The sequence below is a fragment of the Flavobacterium ranwuense genome (assembly GCF_004349315.1).
Lineage (GTDB): Bacteria > Bacteroidota > Bacteroidia > Flavobacteriales > Flavobacteriaceae > Flavobacterium > Flavobacterium ranwuense.
On record NZ_SMLH01000009.1, the window covers coordinates 68,001 to 83,789 of the forward strand.

At 34.6% G+C, this 15,789-nt stretch carries 14 protein-coding genes; 7 read left to right on the plus strand and 7 right to left on the minus strand.

Features of this window, described 5'->3' with window-relative positions; translation table 11 throughout:
- The first annotated feature begins 6 nt into the window (after positions 1–6).
- Positions 7–1,170, plus strand: a complete 1,164-nt coding sequence (locus E0I61_RS13540; RefSeq protein ID WP_132072047.1) for a hypothetical protein — start codon at positions 7–9, stop codon at positions 1,168–1,170.
- Positions 1,171–1,227: 57 nt separating this feature from the next.
- Here the strand turns inward: E0I61_RS13540 and E0I61_RS13545 are convergent, their stop codons facing one another.
- Positions 1,228–1,512, minus strand: coding sequence for a GNAT family N-acetyltransferase (locus tag E0I61_RS13545; RefSeq protein WP_132072163.1), 285 nt, complete (start codon positions 1,510–1,512; stop codon positions 1,228–1,230).
- Between the two features lie 201 nt (positions 1,513–1,713).
- Positions 1,714–1,896, minus strand: coding sequence for a hypothetical protein (locus E0I61_RS13550; RefSeq protein ID WP_131992845.1), 183 nt, complete (start codon positions 1,894–1,896; stop codon positions 1,714–1,716).
- 188 nt (positions 1,897–2,084) lie between these two features.
- Between E0I61_RS13550 and E0I61_RS13555 the strand changes: the two genes are divergently transcribed.
- Both E0I61_RS13555 and E0I61_RS13560 read left to right on the plus strand, forming a co-directional pair.
- Entirely contained in the window at positions 2,085–2,753 is a 669-nt protein-coding gene (locus E0I61_RS13555) for an alpha/beta hydrolase (RefSeq protein WP_132072049.1), read from the plus strand.
- Positions 2,754–2,794: 41 nt separating this feature from the next.
- Positions 2,795–3,688, plus strand: a complete 894-nt coding sequence (locus tag E0I61_RS13560; protein WP_132072051.1) for a lytic transglycosylase domain-containing protein — start codon at positions 2,795–2,797, stop codon at positions 3,686–3,688.
- 543 nt (positions 3,689–4,231) lie between these two features.
- On the opposite strand, the gene E0I61_RS13565 is transcribed toward E0I61_RS13560, so the two are convergent.
- Positions 4,232–4,747: a DUF2892 domain-containing protein gene (locus tag E0I61_RS13565; protein WP_131992837.1), complete on the minus strand. Its 516-nt coding sequence runs from the start codon at positions 4,745–4,747 to the stop codon at positions 4,232–4,234.
- A 164-nt stretch (positions 4,748–4,911) separates the two neighbouring features.
- Here E0I61_RS13565 and rpmH point away from each other — a divergent pair, with 164 nt between their 5' ends.
- Both rpmH and carB read left to right on the plus strand, forming a co-directional pair.
- Entirely contained in the window at positions 4,912–5,073 is a 162-nt protein-coding gene (gene rpmH, locus E0I61_RS13570; protein ID WP_007136275.1) for a 50S ribosomal protein L34, read from the plus strand.
- Between the two features lie 157 nt (positions 5,074–5,230).
- Positions 5,231–8,083 (plus strand): carbamoyl-phosphate synthase large subunit, encoded by a 2,853-nt coding sequence (gene carB, locus E0I61_RS13575; RefSeq protein WP_131992834.1) that lies wholly within the window; start codon positions 5,231–5,233, stop codon positions 8,081–8,083.
- Between the two features lie 265 nt (positions 8,084–8,348).
- Here carB and E0I61_RS13580 read toward each other — a convergent pair whose 3' ends face one another.
- From E0I61_RS13580 to E0I61_RS13590, 3 genes are all read right to left on the minus strand, one after another.
- The gene (locus E0I61_RS13580) at positions 8,349–9,041 is read right to left on the minus strand and encodes an alpha/beta hydrolase (protein ID WP_132072053.1); all 693 of its coding nucleotides are present in this window, start codon (positions 9,039–9,041) and stop codon (positions 8,349–8,351) included.
- 68 nt (positions 9,042–9,109) lie between these two features.
- Positions 9,110–9,685: a Crp/Fnr family transcriptional regulator gene (locus E0I61_RS13585; protein ID WP_132072055.1), complete on the minus strand. Its 576-nt coding sequence runs from the start codon at positions 9,683–9,685 to the stop codon at positions 9,110–9,112.
- An 86-nt stretch (positions 9,686–9,771) separates the two neighbouring features.
- Complete coding sequence (locus tag E0I61_RS13590) at positions 9,772–10,665, minus strand: dienelactone hydrolase family protein (protein ID WP_132072057.1); 894 nt, start codon at positions 10,663–10,665, stop codon at positions 9,772–9,774.
- A gap of 331 nt (positions 10,666–10,996) precedes the next feature.
- On the opposite strand from E0I61_RS13590, the gene E0I61_RS13595 reads away from it, so the two are divergent.
- Positions 10,997–12,139 carry an FIST signal transduction protein gene (locus tag E0I61_RS13595; protein WP_132072059.1) on the plus strand — a complete coding sequence of 381 codons (1,143 nt, stop codon included), beginning with the start codon at positions 10,997–10,999 and terminating at the stop codon, positions 12,137–12,139.
- Between the two features lie 2 nt (positions 12,140–12,141).
- Positions 12,142–15,186 carry a PAS domain-containing hybrid sensor histidine kinase/response regulator gene (locus E0I61_RS13600; protein WP_132072061.1) on the plus strand — a complete coding sequence of 1,015 codons (3,045 nt, stop codon included), beginning with the start codon at positions 12,142–12,144 and terminating at the stop codon, positions 15,184–15,186.
- Between the two features lie 156 nt (positions 15,187–15,342).
- On the opposite strand, the gene E0I61_RS13605 is transcribed toward E0I61_RS13600, so the two are convergent.
- A complete protein-coding gene (locus E0I61_RS13605) occupies positions 15,343–15,780 on the minus strand; it encodes a VOC family protein (RefSeq protein ID WP_131992822.1) in 438 nt (145 codons plus the stop codon).
- Between the last annotated feature and the right edge of the window lie 9 nt (positions 15,781–15,789).

A 15,789-nucleotide genomic window follows, 5' to 3' on the forward strand; every position in this document is an offset into this window, starting at 1 on the left:
TTAGTCATGAAAAAATTAATTTTATCCTTTGTCTTTTTAGCTACCGCGCTGTTTAGTGCGCCACTTTTTTCTCAAATAGAAAGTAGAGCTGTAGCTTTGGGTATGCCGGGTGATAACCTTAATCTTTATGCAGTATTAGATATTTTTCAAAAATCAAAAACTTTAGAAGAATTTGAAAGAGCGATTAATGATAAAGATACCAATATTAATAATCTTGATTTGAATAATGATGGCTATGTAGATTACATTCAGGTAGTTAGTTATAGGGATGGAGATTCTTATTCAATAGTCCTTCGCGTGGCGGTAAATAGGATTGAATATCAGGATGTAGCTGTTATAGAAGTCAATAAAAATAGATTTGGGAAGGTTGTTATTCAAATTATAGGTGATGAAGAATTGTATGGTGAAGATTATATTTTGGAACCTTCATCAGGGGATAATTATACTCCAAATCCGGGTTATTTAGGTTATGAAAGAGCGTACACGGGTAATTATTGGAACGGTGTTTTATATGTTAATAATTGGCCAATAGTAATCAATTTATTTTCTCCATCATTTGTAATTTACATATCTCCATGGCGTTGGGGATATTATCCATCTTATTGGCGTGCGTGGACTCCTGTTTATTATTATAATTATTGGGATTACCATCGTCATTATTATAGAAACGATTTTTATCGAAGAGTAGGATATGTAAGATATCCTCTTGCGCATTCGTATTATTATTCCAGAAGGAATAGCTCTCCAGTAGTAAAGAGAAACCGGATGAATAATACTTATAGAGAGACGTATCAAGGAAGGAATTTTAGAAGACCGGAAGGAACAGTTCTTCCTAGAACTCGAGAGCAAATGAGAGGAAACCGTTCCGCAAATCCTCGAACTTCCCTTTCAGTTCAGCCCATGACACCAACAAGACGTCAAAATGTAGATGAAAACCGCCAGCGAAATCCTTCGTCAGCGCATCCAGTTCAGCCTACGGCACCAACAAATCGCCAACAGGCACCAAGAACACGTCAAGATAATCCTTCAACAACCCGACCGGCTAGATCTATTGCACCAGCGAATCGCCAACGAAACGAAGGAACACGTTCCGCTCCATCAAGAAGACCTGTGGAAAAAACGCCGCCGGCAAGAACGAATAACCCTTCTCGTGGTAAGGATAGAAATTAATTCAAAATTTGAATTTTTACTAAAAAAAGACTGTGTTTTTAATTATACAGCCTTTTTTTATAATCGTATTCCGGGAGGAAGTAATTCTTTGTAAATTGGGTTTTTTTTGAAAAACACAACTATTTTGGGAAGAATAGGGACAACTTTTAGTTTTCGTTCAATGGCAATTTCCATAATGTTTTTTAGAAAATTAGAAATGAATTCTTCGTTTTCAAATGTTTCGGGCACATTTATTTTTGTTAAAAATATTTTTTTCTCCTGAAATGAATATTCGACAGAAACTAATCCTTCGTCTACCATAGTTTCAAATTGTCTTGAAAAAGTATTGTCTTTGATTTCCATAATGATTCCTGCTTCCATAATAATTAACTTTGATTCATTGGTGTTTCTGCCAATAGTATTTTTAATTTGGTGCTAATCTTGATCTCGAATAGACCGAGATGAGTTATTCCCATGGTATCTCTTACCTTCAAATTTGACTATTAACTTCTATTTCGCTATCAATTAAAAAATAAATAAACTCCGTTTTGAGGAATTTTAACTTCATATGTCGAGTGAATTGCTATCGAAAATACCTAAATAAAAAAAAGTTTTCTGGTAAATCCAAAGCGCATTTTCGTCATTACTGTCTTTTGGCGAAACGATATTTACAAAGGTATTGATTTGATTCTCAATATCAAATGATTTCTTGGCGTATCTTGGTGCAGCTCCTTCTTTGTCAGTCAATGCTTATAATCGTAATTTTAAGTTAACCAAAATTAGCTTTATTTTTGAATTCTATTCAAAATAGTTTTACAGTCATAAATTATTGATAATATAAAGTAGTAAATCAGCTTGATTTCAATTAAAAAATTAATTTTATAAAAAAATAGAGATAATAAATCGGACGTTATTGAAAAATAGTTAAAACAATCATGAGTAAAATCCCAGTTTATTTAATGCCAGGATTAGCGGCAAGTACTGCCATTTTTGAGCGAATTGCGCTTCCGGAGGATGCTTTTGAAATTCATCTTTTGGAATGGGAAATTCCTCTTGATAAAGAGTCTTTAGCGGATTATGCGAAGAGACTTACAGTTAAAATTAAACATGCTAATCCCGTTTTAATCGGAGTTTCGTTTGGAGGTATTTTGGTACAGGAAATGGCTAAATATGTTGAAGCTAGGAAAGTTATTATCATTTCGAGTGTCAAAAGTAATGTGGAATTTCCCAGAAGAATGAAAATTGCTAAAACTACCAAAGCCTATAAATTAATTCCCATGAATCTGATTGCAAATATTGAGAGTCTTGCTAAGTTTTCCTTTGGCGAAAAAGTAAATCAAAGACTTAAGCTTTACGAGAAATTTCTCTCGGTTCGAGATATTCGTTATTTGAATTGGGCGGTGGAGCAGGTGATTTTATGGAACAGAACTGCTGCAGATGAAAAAGTAATCCACATTCATGGAGATATGGATGATGTTTTTCCTATAAAATATATCAAGAATTGTGTCGTTGTAAAAGGAGGGACGCATATAATGATTTTGAACAAATACAAATGGTTGAATGAAAATTTACCTTCCATTATATTGGGAACAGAAAAAGAGTAAACGCACTTTTATAACTATATGAAAGGCATAAAAAAGAAAAAATGAAATTAATTAATAAAGTTGCCTTGGTCCTTACCGTGATTTTTGCGAGCGGTGTATTTATTTTTGCTGCTAAAAATCCGAACGAAGAAAAAGAGGTAGCAAAAGAAATTGCTAGTGATTTTCCTGTAAAATTGGATTTTGCAGGTGAAGAAACTCCCTTGAAAATATCGGATGTAAAAGAGCGTTTGGACAGAGAGTTGCTGGTAAATGTAAATCTGCATGCGTCCACTATTTTAGCTATAAAAAGAGCGAATCGTGCTTTTCCTGTAATTGAGCCTATTTTAAAAAAGAACGGTATTCCGGATGATTTTAAATATCTGGCAGTTATAGAAAGTGGATTAGTAAATGTGGTTTCGCCAGCAGGAGCAAGAGGAATTTGGCAATTCATGCCTGATACAGCCAAGGAGCGCGGAATGGAAGTCAATGAAAATGTGGATCAGCGCTATGATTTAGAAAAATCAACGCATGCGGCTTGCAGTTATTTTTTGAGTGCCAAAGGAAAATTTGGAAGCTGGACCTTGGCGGCAGCTTCTTATAACGGAGGAATGACAGGTGTGAATAAACAAATTGGCATCCAAAAAGTATCTAATTATTATGATTTGTTGCTTACCGAAGAAACGTCTCGCTATGTTTTCAGGATTTTAGCTTTGAAAGAAATCATGACGAATCCTGTGAAATATGGATTTACCATTGCTCCGGAAGATTTATATGGAATTTTGCCAACTCGAAAAATTGAAATTGATAGTACAATTACAGATTTGGCTGATTTTGCTAAAAGTGAAGGGATTAACTATAAGATTTTGAAAATTCACAATCCTTGGCTCAGGGAAACTAAATTAATAAATGATACCGGTAAAAAATACCAAATCGAGATTCCTTTGAAGGGGTATTAACTGATTTTTTGAACCATATAAGGCATTTAAGGAAATATGACTGTCCGTTACGAATGCCAAAAAAAATATTTCAATCTCTGTATTAAAATTCAAGCTTACAAAAGTGCTTTGTAAATACCTGTAAATATTGAATTTAACAAAGAAAACATTGTAATTCTTAAACAGTGAGGTTTAGAGGTTAAGAGATGCTGGCTTTTTTCTGTTTTAAGAATGAGATTTTTTTTTTAAACAAGAAATAAAGATATCAAGCGGCATTCACGACATTCAGTGATTTTTTTAAGAATTTGTTGAAAAAATTGACTCTTAATCTCATTGTTGATGATAGTAAAAAAATAATCATGGTCTGTTTAGCAGGACAGTCATATAAGGAAATATAAGTCACGTAAAAACTAAAATCAGCAATTGCTTAAATGAACTTATATTTCTTATAGGGTTGATTTTAAAAATGTGAAGTAGTTCTGTTCTTGCGAAAAGTAGAATAGGAACCAAATAAAAAAAGGGCCAAATGTGTATCATTTGCCCCTTTTTCGATAATTATAAAAATTATATTTTCTTCATTTGTTCTTTCATCATCACAATCTGTTCTTTCAACATATTTTGTTTGTCTAATTTTTTAGCTTCATTCAATAAGGTAGTAGCCTCTAATTTCCTTCTGCGTGTCATTGCAACTCCGGCTAAATTCAATTTGGCTACAGCCAAATCCATATCCATTGATAATCCTAACTCAATTGCTTTTTTGAAATATTTCTCCGCTTGATTGATATTTGTTTGCGAAAGCATGATTCCGTGCAGGTAATTAAAGTATCCTTGTTGTTTTTGTACCAAAGCTGTTTCTGGGTTTTTGATGTAAGCCAACCATTTTTTAGCACCTTCAAAATCTTGTTTTCTTAGTTTTAAGAAGGCTAATAAGATGAATTCGTTTTTAAAGTAAAGGAAAATAGGAAATGCACTCAATAATATAAGGAAAATTCCATTACCGATATTGCTTTCTGTAAATTGCCAAATGCCAGTAATGATAATTAGTCCGGCGATAATAAGTTTAATATTTCTGTGAAACATAGTGTGATTATTTTAAGATCACAAATATAGTAAAATGAATTGAAAATATTTTTACAAAACTGCTTGTGAGAAAAAAAAGTCTTTGTATATTTGCACTCGGTTTTAGAATAACAGTTATTCAAAAATAGGAAGACATATAAATAAGATTTTAAAGATACAAAGCAATGAGCAAAAGAACGTTTCAACCATCGAAAAGAAAAAGAAGAAATAAGCACGGATTTATGGACAGAATGGCTTCTGCTAATGGAAGAAAAGTTCTTGCGCGTAGAAGAGCTAAAGGAAGACATAAATTGACTGTTTCTTGCGAACCAAGACACAAAAAATAATGTTTCTATAAACATAAATAAGGCGTTACTTTTTTTAGTATCGCCTTTTTTTATACCTATTCGTTAAAAAAAGTTTAAGATTTACAGTTAAAGGGTTTGAGTTCAGTAACTTTAATCTTTTGAAAACAACAACTACACAACACAATAATACCATACAATGCCAAAAGATACATCCATAAAATCAGTTTTAATAATAGGTTCAGGTCCTATTGTTATTGGTCAAGCGTGCGAATTTGATTATGCAGGTTCTCAATCTGCCCGTTCTATTCGTGAAGAAGGAATTGAAGTTATTTTGATAAACTCCAATCCGGCAACAATTATGACCGACCCAACCATGGCCGATCATGTTTATTTGAAGCCATTAACGACGAAATCAATTATCGAAATCCTTAAAGCCCATCCTCAAATTGATGCAGTTTTACCTACCATGGGAGGACAAACCGCTTTAAACTTGTGTCTGGAAGCAGATGAAAAAGGAATTTGGCAGGATTTCGGAGTAAAGTTGATAGGTGTTGATGTCAATGCCATTAATATTACGGAAGACAGAGAACAGTTCAAACAATTGCTTAAAAAAATTGGGGTGCCTTCTGCACCTGCAGAAATATGTACTTCATATCTTAGGGGAAAAGAAATTGCTCAGGAATTTGGTTTTCCATTAGTAATTCGTCCTTCGTTTACACTTGGAGGAACCGGAGCTGCTATTGTCTATAAAAAAGAAGATTTTGATGAACTTTTAACCAGAGGTTTAGAAGCATCACCAATTCACGAAGTTTTAATTGATAAAGCTTTAATGGGTTGGAAAGAATATGAATTGGAACTTTTGAGAGATAAAAACGATAATGTTGTAATTATCTGTTCTATCGAAAATATGGACCCAATGGGAATTCATACGGGAGATTCAATCACGGTTGCGCCTGCGATGACTTTGTCTGATACGACTTTTCAAAAAATGCGTGATATGGCAATCTTGATGATGCGCAGCATCGGAAACTTTGCCGGAGGTTGTAATGTGCAGTTTGCCGTTTCACCTGACGATAAAGAAGATATAGTAGCGATTGAAATCAATCCTCGTGTATCTCGTTCATCCGCTTTGGCATCAAAAGCAACGGGTTATCCTATTGCAAAAATTGCTTCCAAACTGGCTTTGGGATATAACTTAGACGAATTACAAAATCAAATCACCAAATCGACTTCGGCTTTATTCGAACCAACTTTGGATTATGTGATTGTGAAAATTCCACGTTGGAACTTTGATAAATTTGAAGGAGCTGACAGAACATTGGGACTTCAAATGAAATCCGTTGGAGAGGTAATGGGAATTGGACGTTCGTTCCAGGAAGCGTTGCACAAAGCCACTCAATCATTGGAAATCAAAAGGAATGGATTAGGTGCTGATGGAAAAGGATACACTAACTACGAGCAGATTATCGAGAAACTTACTTTTGCGAGTTGGGATCGTGTTTTTGTAATTTATGATGCTATCGCGATGGGAATTCCGTTGAGTCGCATTCATGAAATTACCAAAATCGATATGTGGTTCTTGAAACAATACGAAGAACTTTATACGTTAGAAAAAGAAATTTCAAACTATAAAGTAGATTCTTTGCCAAGAGAATTATTGTTGGAAGCGAAACAAAAAGGTTTTGCAGACAGACAAATCGCGCACATGGTAGGTTGCTTGGAAAGCCAAGTGCATACGTTGCGTACTACAATGAACATCAATCGTGTATTCAAATTAGTGGATACTTGTGCGGCGGAGTTCAAAGCAAAAACGCCTTATTACTATTCGACTTTTGAAGCCGAAATAGAAAAAGCGGACGGAACACGTTACGTTGACAACGAAAGTATAGTTACTGATAAAAAGAAAATAATTGTTCTTGGGTCAGGCCCAAATAGAATTGGACAAGGAATCGAATTTGATTATTCTTGTGTTCACGGTGTGCTTGCCGCCAAAGAATGTGGCTACGAAACCATCATGATCAACTGTAATCCGGAAACGGTTTCGACTGATTTTGATACAGCCGATAAATTATATTTCGAACCGGTTTTCTGGGAACATATTTACGATATTATCCAACACGAGAAACCAGAAGGTGTTATCGTGCAATTAGGAGGGCAAACGGCTCTTAAATTGGCTGAAAAATTGTCTAAATACGGTATTAAAATTATAGGAACGAGTTTTGATGCTTTGGATTTAGCCGAAGACAGAGGACGTTTCTCTGAACTTTTAACCGATTTGAAAATCCCTTTCCCACAATTTGGTATCGCCGAAACGGCTGACGAAGCTTCGGCTTTAGCGGATGTTTTAGACTTTCCATTATTGATTCGTCCTTCGTACGTGTTGGGTGGTCAGGGAATGAAAATTGTAATCAACAAACAAGAATTAGAAGAACACGTAATCAATTTATTGAAAACGATTCCAGGAAATAAATTGCTTTTAGACCATTATTTAGATGGTGCAATAGAAGCCGAAGCCGATGCAATTTGCGATGGCGAAAATGTGTACATCATAGGAATTATGGAGCATATCGAACCTTGCGGAGTACACTCTGGAGATAGTAACGCGACTTTGCCACCATTTAACTTAGGGGAGTTTGTCATGCAACAAATAAAAGACCATACCAAGAATATTGCGTTGGCTTTGAGAACGGTTGGTTTAATAAATATTCAGTTTGCGATTAAAGATGATATCGTTTATATTATTGAAGCGAATCCTAGAGCCTCTCGTACGGTTCCTTTTATTGCGAAAGCTTACGGAGAACCTTATGTGAATTATGCGACTAAAGTAATGTTAGGCCACAATAAAGTAACCGACTTTACTTTCAACCCACAGTTGAAAGGATATGCCATCAAGCAACCGGTTTTCTCTTTCAGTAAGTTCCATAATGTAAATAAAGCATTAGGACCGGAAATGAAATCAACAGGAGAAAGCATCTTGTTTATTGATGATTTGAAGGACGATCAGTTCTACGAATTGTACTCCAGAAGAAAAATGTATTTGAGTAAATAATACTTGAATTTAGTATATGTAAAAAGCCCCGTTTGGGGCTTTTTTGTGGGATAGTGTTTTATTTGCTTATAGTTACGGGGTCAAAGTCAGAGACATTTGCCCAGCGTATACAGACTAACTCTTCGTAGAGCGGGGTGGGACGCTCGCACCAGCAGGGTCAGTGCTTTGCGATGGTGGAGAATTATTAAACACTGATGCAAATATGCATAAATGTCCAATTAAGCACTGTTTCTCTACTATTGTAAACCCCTATTAGCGGTATGTTTTATTCAAATGTTGATGCCGCTTCCAAAATCAGCGCTGTTACTTCTTTTGGGTGAGATGCCAAAGAGGCGTGTCCTGCGCCAAGATTAATGATTTTTTTAGGATTCATTCTTTCTGCCATTTCTTTCTGAGTTACTGGTGGTATCATATTGTCTTGATTGGAAATTTGATACCAACTCGGTTTTGTTTTCCACGCTGGTGTACCTGCTATGTCGCCAAAGCATTGGCTGTGGATTGGTCTTTGCGATAAAGACATTACCAAGGTGTCTTCCTCATTTAAGTCTTGGCAGAAATTTTTGTGATATTCATCATATTTAATCCATAAAAATCCTTTAGCATCGGGGTAAATACTGGCTCCTCCCGAGGAAGCTCGTCGACCTAAAAGTGCGCCTAAACTGTCACCTGCATCGGGTGCAAATGCAGCAATGAATACCAAGCCGACAACTTTGTCGTGGTTTCCTGCTCCTGAAATTACTGCTCCTCCGTAAGAATGTCCCACCAATAGGACTTTTTCGTCTTGTGCATCAATTAAATCGTTTGTTTTGTTGATGTCATCTTGCAATGAGGTTAAAGGATTTTGAACGCTACGTACTTTATAACCTTCTTTTACCAATGCAGGAATTACGTGTTGCCAATGGGAGCCATCGCCCCAAGCACCATGGACCAAAATAATGGTCAAGTCTTTTGTTGCCATAATTTTTATTTTTTAAATTGTTATAACACAAAGCTATCCACTTAAAATTCAATAAACATTCACTTAAGTTAATTAGTAGAAATCCGTTTTCTTATTCTGCTAAGAGATTGTGGCGTAATACCCAAAAAGCTTGCAATGTGTTTTTGGTGGATTTGTTGGAAAACCAATGGGTTTTCTTTTAATAGATTCTTATATCGTTTTTCAGGGGTATAGTATAGTAAGTCTTCGATTCTTTTTTTTGCATCAAGATATAATTTTTCTGTCATTTTTCGACCGAATTCCTGCCAATAAGCTTCTTTGTTATATAATTTTTGTAAATCATCCTTATGTAAAAGCAAAAGTTCTGATTTGTGAATTGCTTGTATGTTTAATTTTGATTTTTTGTCACACAATATACTTTCATAATCAGTAAAGAATTGATTATGAAAATGAAAAATAAAGCTTATGTCATTACCATTTTCATTGTTATAAAAACTTCTCATCGTACCGTTTTTTACAAAACCAATATACTGGCATTTCTCTTCCTGTTGTAAAAAGAACTCTGATTTTCCAAGCGTAATACTTTTCAAAAGAGAAAAAAACTCTTCAAAATGTTCAACATCTACTTGAAACAGGCCACCGTATTTTTGAAAGTTATCAGACATTTTTTTATCGCTATTAAATGTAGCCAAATTCGCTATTGCTTTGTGTTTACAAAATATTTGAACTTTTACATAACATAATTCTGAAATTATTTCTTCTTCAATTTCTCCTTGAAAAAATCAATGGTTCGTGTCCACGATAAAGTGGCGGCTTTTTCATCATATCTGGGAGTCGTATTGTTATGAAAACCATGATTCACTCCGGGATAGAAATAAGCGGTGTGTTCTACTTTGTTCTTTTTAAGTATAGCTTCAAATGCAGGCCAACCCTCATTTACGCGAGTGTCTAAACTTGCATACTGCGCCATAATGGGTGTTTTTATTTTTTCGGCTTCTTCGGCAGTGGGTTGTCCTCCGTAATAGGGAACTGCGGCGCATAAATCTGGGATTTTGACCGCCATCATATTGGCAATCCAACCGCCAAAACAAAATCCTACCACACCGATATGACCATTACAATCTTTGTGTAATTTTAAGTATTCATAAGCTGCAATGAAGTCTTCGAGCATTTCTTCACGGGTACGTTTTTTCTGTAATTCCCTTCCCGCATCATCATTCCCTGGATAACCGCCCAGTGGAGATAAGGCATCGGGTGCCAAAGTGATGAATCCTTCCACGGCAGCTCTTCGTCCTACATCTTCAATATACGGATTCAGTCCACGGTTTTCATGTACAACAATAATTCCCGGTAATTTTTTTTTGGTTCCTGTGGGTTGGGATAAAAGACCTTTGATTTTTCCACCGCCTTTAGGAGAATCGTAGATTATAAATTCTGATTTCAGCCTTGGATCACCGGGTTTAATCAAAATAGAATCCAGGTAATTTGGTGTCATAAAGCTAAGAAGTGACGGAAGCGTAAGCGTTCCTACCGCAAACAAGGATAGTTTCTCGACGAATTGTCTTCTTTCAATTTTGTTATGGGCGTAGTCATCGTATAAGTCAAATACTTCCTGACTGATATCTTCTTTGGTTAGTTTTTTCATAGCATTTATTTTGATTCAACTAATTTAGGAAAAAAAGCGATTGTTTTATCAAACTCCAAAAATGCCGTTTTAAGGAATTGGCAATTGTAAATTTACTTTTAAGTTTTTTCTTTCTTTTTTTTAAAATAGCGAGATTGATTCTTTTTTACTATTTTAGTAAAGGATTAAGCTTGGGATTAGAGCGCAATGTATACTCTTAAGATTCACATTTTTTAGCACTATTTTTTTAAAATCTTTAAAATCGCATTAATAAATAATTGGCATATTGAAAATATAGAGATGTTATTCTTCTAAATGGTATTAACTAAGTCTTTCTAACATAAAAATAGATATGAAAATAGCGTCATTATTGTACAAAAACAATATTTTTTTCAGAGAAAGAAATAATGAGAATATGAATTTCAATGAAGCCCAATTAATAATTGGTTTTGGATCAAGGGAGTTACTGTCTCAAGACAATCCCTTTAATGAAATTAAAATTAAATTTCCAAATGCCCAAATTGCATTATGTTCCTCTGCTGGAGAAATTTTTAAAAATGAAGTTTTAGACAACACAATCTCATTGGTTGCCCTTCAATTCAAATCAACTTCTTTAGAAACTACACAAGTTCGTATCGATGATTATTCTTCCAGCTTTGAAGCGGGTAAAGCACTTATTCAAAATTTTTCACAAGAAAATTTAAAACTCATTTTTGTGCTATCCGATGGCGGAAAAGTAAACGGGAGCGAACTGGTAAAAGGAATGAATTTTTTAAAGGATAATGAGGTTTTAATAACAGGTGGCTTAGCTGGCGATGGAACAAAATTTGAAAAAACAATTGTAGGGTTAAATCAAAGACCCGAATCAGGAAATATTATTGCGATAGGTTTTTATGGGGATAAATTGGTTTTGTCTCATGGTTCATCAGGAGGTTGGGAAGCTTTTGGTATAGAAAGGACTATTACCAAAGCGAAGGCAAATGTTTTATTTGAAATAGACCATAAAAGTGCACTTGGCATATATAAAAAGTATTTAAGGGAATATGCGGATGAACTACCAGAGTCAGCGCTGCATTTTCCGTTATCAATTAAATTAGATGAAGATCAGGACCCTGTTGTTAGGGCTATTCTTTCTATTGATGCTGAAAATCAAACGATGACTTTTGCAGGAGACATTCCGGAAGGAAGTAAAGTCCGGTTTGCGAAAGCAAATTTTGACCAATTAATTGATGCCTCAACTGAGGCTGCAATTTCTTGTTTAGAAATGTCCAAAGACAAGCCTAAATTAGCGATACTAATCAGTTGTGTTGGCAGAAAAATACTTCTTGGAAATAGAGTTGAGGAAGAAGTTGAGGCAGTGGAAGCTATTTTTGGAGACCATACCACACTTACTGGCTTTTATTCTTATGGAGAAATTTCGCCATTAAAACCATTAGCAAATTGTGAACTTCATAACCAGACAATGACCATCACTTGTATAAACGAAATAGACTAATTATGGGTTTTCATAAACTTTTGCAGAAACAAATAAAGCAGTACTTGACTCTTGAATTTGCCGAAAATAATGAGTTTAAATCTTTTTTTAAGGCGATTAATGACTCTTATCTGACTTTTGAAAGAGATAAAAATTTGATGAATCACGCTTTTCAAGAAAGCGAAAAAGAATACCGCGAAGTTAATGAAGATTTAAAAAGCGAGGATGAATTAAAGACGAACACCATTAAAAATCTATATGAAAGCCTTCAGGAAGATGAAGAAAATTATGATGCTTTTAATGAAGAAGAAAAGAACAATTCACTCTTTATTTCTAAGTATATAAGCGAACAAATTAGAAAAAGAAAAGAAACTGAAAATCGGCTCTCACGAACGGTTGAATTATTAAAAACATTATTGGCCAATCTTCCGGCAGGGATTTTAATGGAAGATGAAAACCGAAAACTATTGTTTACTAATCAATCGTTTTGCGATGTATTTTCAATTCCAATGCTACCCGAAACCATGATTGGGGTGGATTGTACCAACTCAGAAGAACAGTACAAAAGCTTGTTTAAAGAACCTGAAGCTTTTAGTCCCAGAATCAATGAAATTTTAGCCGAAAGAAAGGTTGTGACTAATGAACTTCTGGAGAGGGTTGACGGCCGGTTTTTAGAAAGAGACTATATACCAATTTCTATAGGTAATGAATCTGAAGGTCATCTTTGGAGGTATGTAGATGTTACCCAAAGCATACAAAATAGGAATCTTTTGGAACAAAGTGAGAAGCGAAGCAGACTCATCATGAATGCTTCGTTAAATGCTATTATAACGATAGACAGCAATGGGATTATTACTTTTTGGAACAGCCCTGCCGAAACTATTTTTGGTTGGGAGAAAGAGGAAGTGTTAGGAAAAGATTTATCAGAAATAATTATTCCTCATCAATATGCTGAAGCGCATAACAGGGGAATGAAGCACTATATGAAAACGGGTGACGGCCCTGTTTTAAACAGACATTTTGAAATTACGGCCATAAACAGAAACGGAAATGAATTTCCCATAGAAATTTCCATAATTCCTATAAAACAGAATGGCGAAACATTTTTCTGTTCCTTTATTCAGGATATCTCAGAAAGGAAAAAAGCAGAAGAAAATCTAAAATCTCAAGAAGAAAAATACCGAAATATTATTGCCAATATGAATCTTGGTTTAATGGTGGTTGATAATGATGAGATCATTCAATTTGCCAATCAGAGTTTTTTATCCATTTCCGGTTATGAAATGGATGATCTTCTGGGAAAAAATGCATCAGAGGTTTTTGCTACTGAAGAAAATTCTGAGATTATGAATTCCAAAAAGGAAATGAGAGAAAATGGAGTTTCTGATGTTTACCAACTATGTGTGAAAAACAAAAGTGGGGAGCCAAGATGGTGGGCAATAGGCGGGGCACCGGAATATGATGACAAAGGGGAATTAATTGGCTCCATTGGGATTCATTTGGATGTAACCGAACAAAAACAGCTGGAAATCGCCCTTGAAAAAGAGAAAATAAAAGCTCAGGAAGCTTCAAAAGCTAAAGAAGCTTTTTTGGCCAATATGAGCCATGAAATAAGAACACCGCTTAATGCAATTATTGGATTTTTAAGAGAATTAGAAAAACAGGAACTTACGGAACTTCAAAAGAAATATATTGAAAACAGTTCCATTGCTTCGAAGCATTTATTAGCCATTATTAATAATATTTTAGATATTTCAAAAATTGAAGCAGGCGAGATGTCGCTTGATTATGAAGATTTTGTTTTTGAAAATGCTATAACTAACGTAATCAGTGTGCTTCAGTCTAAAGCAGAACAAAAAGGATTAAATCTTACTGCGAATATTTCAAAAGCCATTCACCAAGTGTTAAATGGAGATGCCTTACGATTGGAACAAATATTGTTTAATCTTGTTGGTAACGCCTTAAAGTTTACCCAAAAAGGAGAAATAGCTGTTAATTGTGAACTCATAAGCGATACCGATGTTTCCCAAGAAGTGAGTATTTCTATTTCGGATACAGGAATAGGTATGGATAAAAAATTTGTTGATACTATCTTTAATAAGTTTTCTCAAGAAGATAAAGCAATAACCAGAAGATACGGAGGTACGGGCTTAGGTATGGCTATAACTAAAGAGTTTGTTCAATTAATGGAAGGAAGAATTGATGTTGAAAGTGAAAAAAATAAAGGAACAACAATTCGAATTAATCTTAGTTTTAATAAAGGCAATGAAAAAAATATAAATAAGATACATGTTGATAAAGAGTCAGTGCGAATAGACAATATATCAATCCTTTTGGTAGAGGACAATGATTTAAATAGGTTGGTAGCCCAAAATTCTTTGCAATATTTCAATTGTAAAGTAACCGAAGCAGAAAACGGACTTGAAGCGCTCGAAATTTTGAGAAGACAAGATTTTGATGTTATCCTCATGGATATCCAAATGCCGGAAATGGATGGCATTGAGGCTACAAAAATTATTAGAAATGAATTTAAACTTACTACGCCAATTATTGCTCTGACTGCAAATGTTTTTAAATCTGAAATTGAAAAATGCCGTGAAGCAGGGATGGATGACTATATAGCTAAGCCTTTTGATGAGAAAGTAATGATTGAAACTATTGCTAAACATGTCAGAAATAATACGACTTCGTTGTCAGTGAATGCGAAAGAGATTGCCAGTACGAATAAACTATACAATCTAAATTCAGTATATGATTTAAGTAAAGGAAATGTGAAATTTATAGATTCAATGATGCTAATTTTTGTAGAGCAAACCGCAGTTATACTTGAAAAAATAGAACAAAAAATTATTAACGATAATTTTATGGAAGTGGGGCAATTGATACATGAAATAAAGCCCAGTATAGAAATTTTCGAAATAAATTCCATTATTGACGATGTAAAAGCTCTTGAAAAATTGGTTAGGGAAACGCAAGATAAAGAGCAAATGTTAGCCCTTTTTGAATCAATAAACATAGTACTGAAAAAAGCTGTTGCTCAGATACAGGGAAATGAACTTCGTAAATGAGATAGTAATATAAGAGTATTAAGAAAAAAATATCTGGAAATCCTACATTATAGACCCAAATATTGGGCTTAATGTTTAAACACGCACTTCACAAATTTACACGAATTAATTCATGTAAATTTGTGAAATTCGTGTTTTTCTTTTTTCATGTGTGTTTTATTTCGCTTGATTTTTATCAAAATTCACCATCCAGTTGACCCCGAATTTATCGGTAAAAGTTCCAAAATAGTCACCCCAAAACGCATCTTCCATTGGCATTCCCACTTTTCCGCCTGCTGAAAGCGCATTGAATAATTTGTCAGCTTCTTCTTTGCTTTCTGCATTGATGGAAATCGAGAAATTATTCCCATAAATGGTTTTGGTTCCAAAGGATTCGAAGCTGTCACTTCCCATTATAGCCGTTTCTTTACTAATGGGTAAGGATACATGCATTATTTTTTCTGCTTCTCCAGGAGGACAAGTTTTGCCGTCCATCGGTGGCATGTCCTTAAATTTTCCAAAATAAGAAAATTCACCGCCAAAAACTGATTTGTAAAAATTGAACGCTTCTTCGCAATTCCCATTATAGGTGATGTACGTGTTTACTGTTGCCATTGTGATTGT

Bases quoted from the DNA above. Each gene is read 5' to 3' on its own strand.
- E0I61_RS13540 (WP_132072047.1), top strand. From the start codon at position 7: ATGAAAAAATTAATTTTATCCTTTGTCTTTTTAGCTACCGCGCTGTTT.
- E0I61_RS13545 (WP_132072163.1), bottom strand. From the start codon at position 1,512: ATGGAAATCAAAGACAATACTTTTTCAAGACAATTTGAAACTATGGTA.
- E0I61_RS13555 (WP_132072049.1), top strand. From the start codon at position 2,085: ATGAGTAAAATCCCAGTTTATTTAATGCCAGGATTAGCGGCAAGTACT.
- E0I61_RS13560 (WP_132072051.1), top strand. From the start codon at position 2,795: ATGAAATTAATTAATAAAGTTGCCTTGGTCCTTACCGTGATTTTTGCG.
- E0I61_RS13565 (WP_131992837.1), bottom strand. From the start codon at position 4,747: ATGTTTCACAGAAATATTAAACTTATTATCGCCGGACTAATTATCATT.
- rpmH (WP_007136275.1), top strand. From the start codon at position 4,912: ATGAGCAAAAGAACGTTTCAACCATCGAAAAGAAAAAGAAGAAATAAG.
- carB (WP_131992834.1), top strand. From the start codon at position 5,231: ATGCCAAAAGATACATCCATAAAATCAGTTTTAATAATAGGTTCAGGT.
- E0I61_RS13580 (WP_132072053.1), bottom strand. From the start codon at position 9,041: ATGGCAACAAAAGACTTGACCATTATTTTGGTCCATGGTGCTTGGGGC.
- E0I61_RS13585 (WP_132072055.1), bottom strand. From the start codon at position 9,685: ATGTCTGATAACTTTCAAAAATACGGTGGCCTGTTTCAAGTAGATGTT.
- E0I61_RS13590 (WP_132072057.1), bottom strand. From the start codon at position 10,665: ATGAAAAAACTAACCAAAGAAGATATCAGTCAGGAAGTATTTGACTTA.
- E0I61_RS13595 (WP_132072059.1), top strand. From the start codon at position 10,997: ATGAAAATAGCGTCATTATTGTACAAAAACAATATTTTTTTCAGAGAA.
- E0I61_RS13600 (WP_132072061.1), top strand. From the start codon at position 12,142: ATGGGTTTTCATAAACTTTTGCAGAAACAAATAAAGCAGTACTTGACT.
- E0I61_RS13605 (WP_131992822.1), bottom strand. From the start codon at position 15,780: ATGGCAACAGTAAACACGTACATCACCTATAATGGGAATTGCGAAGAA.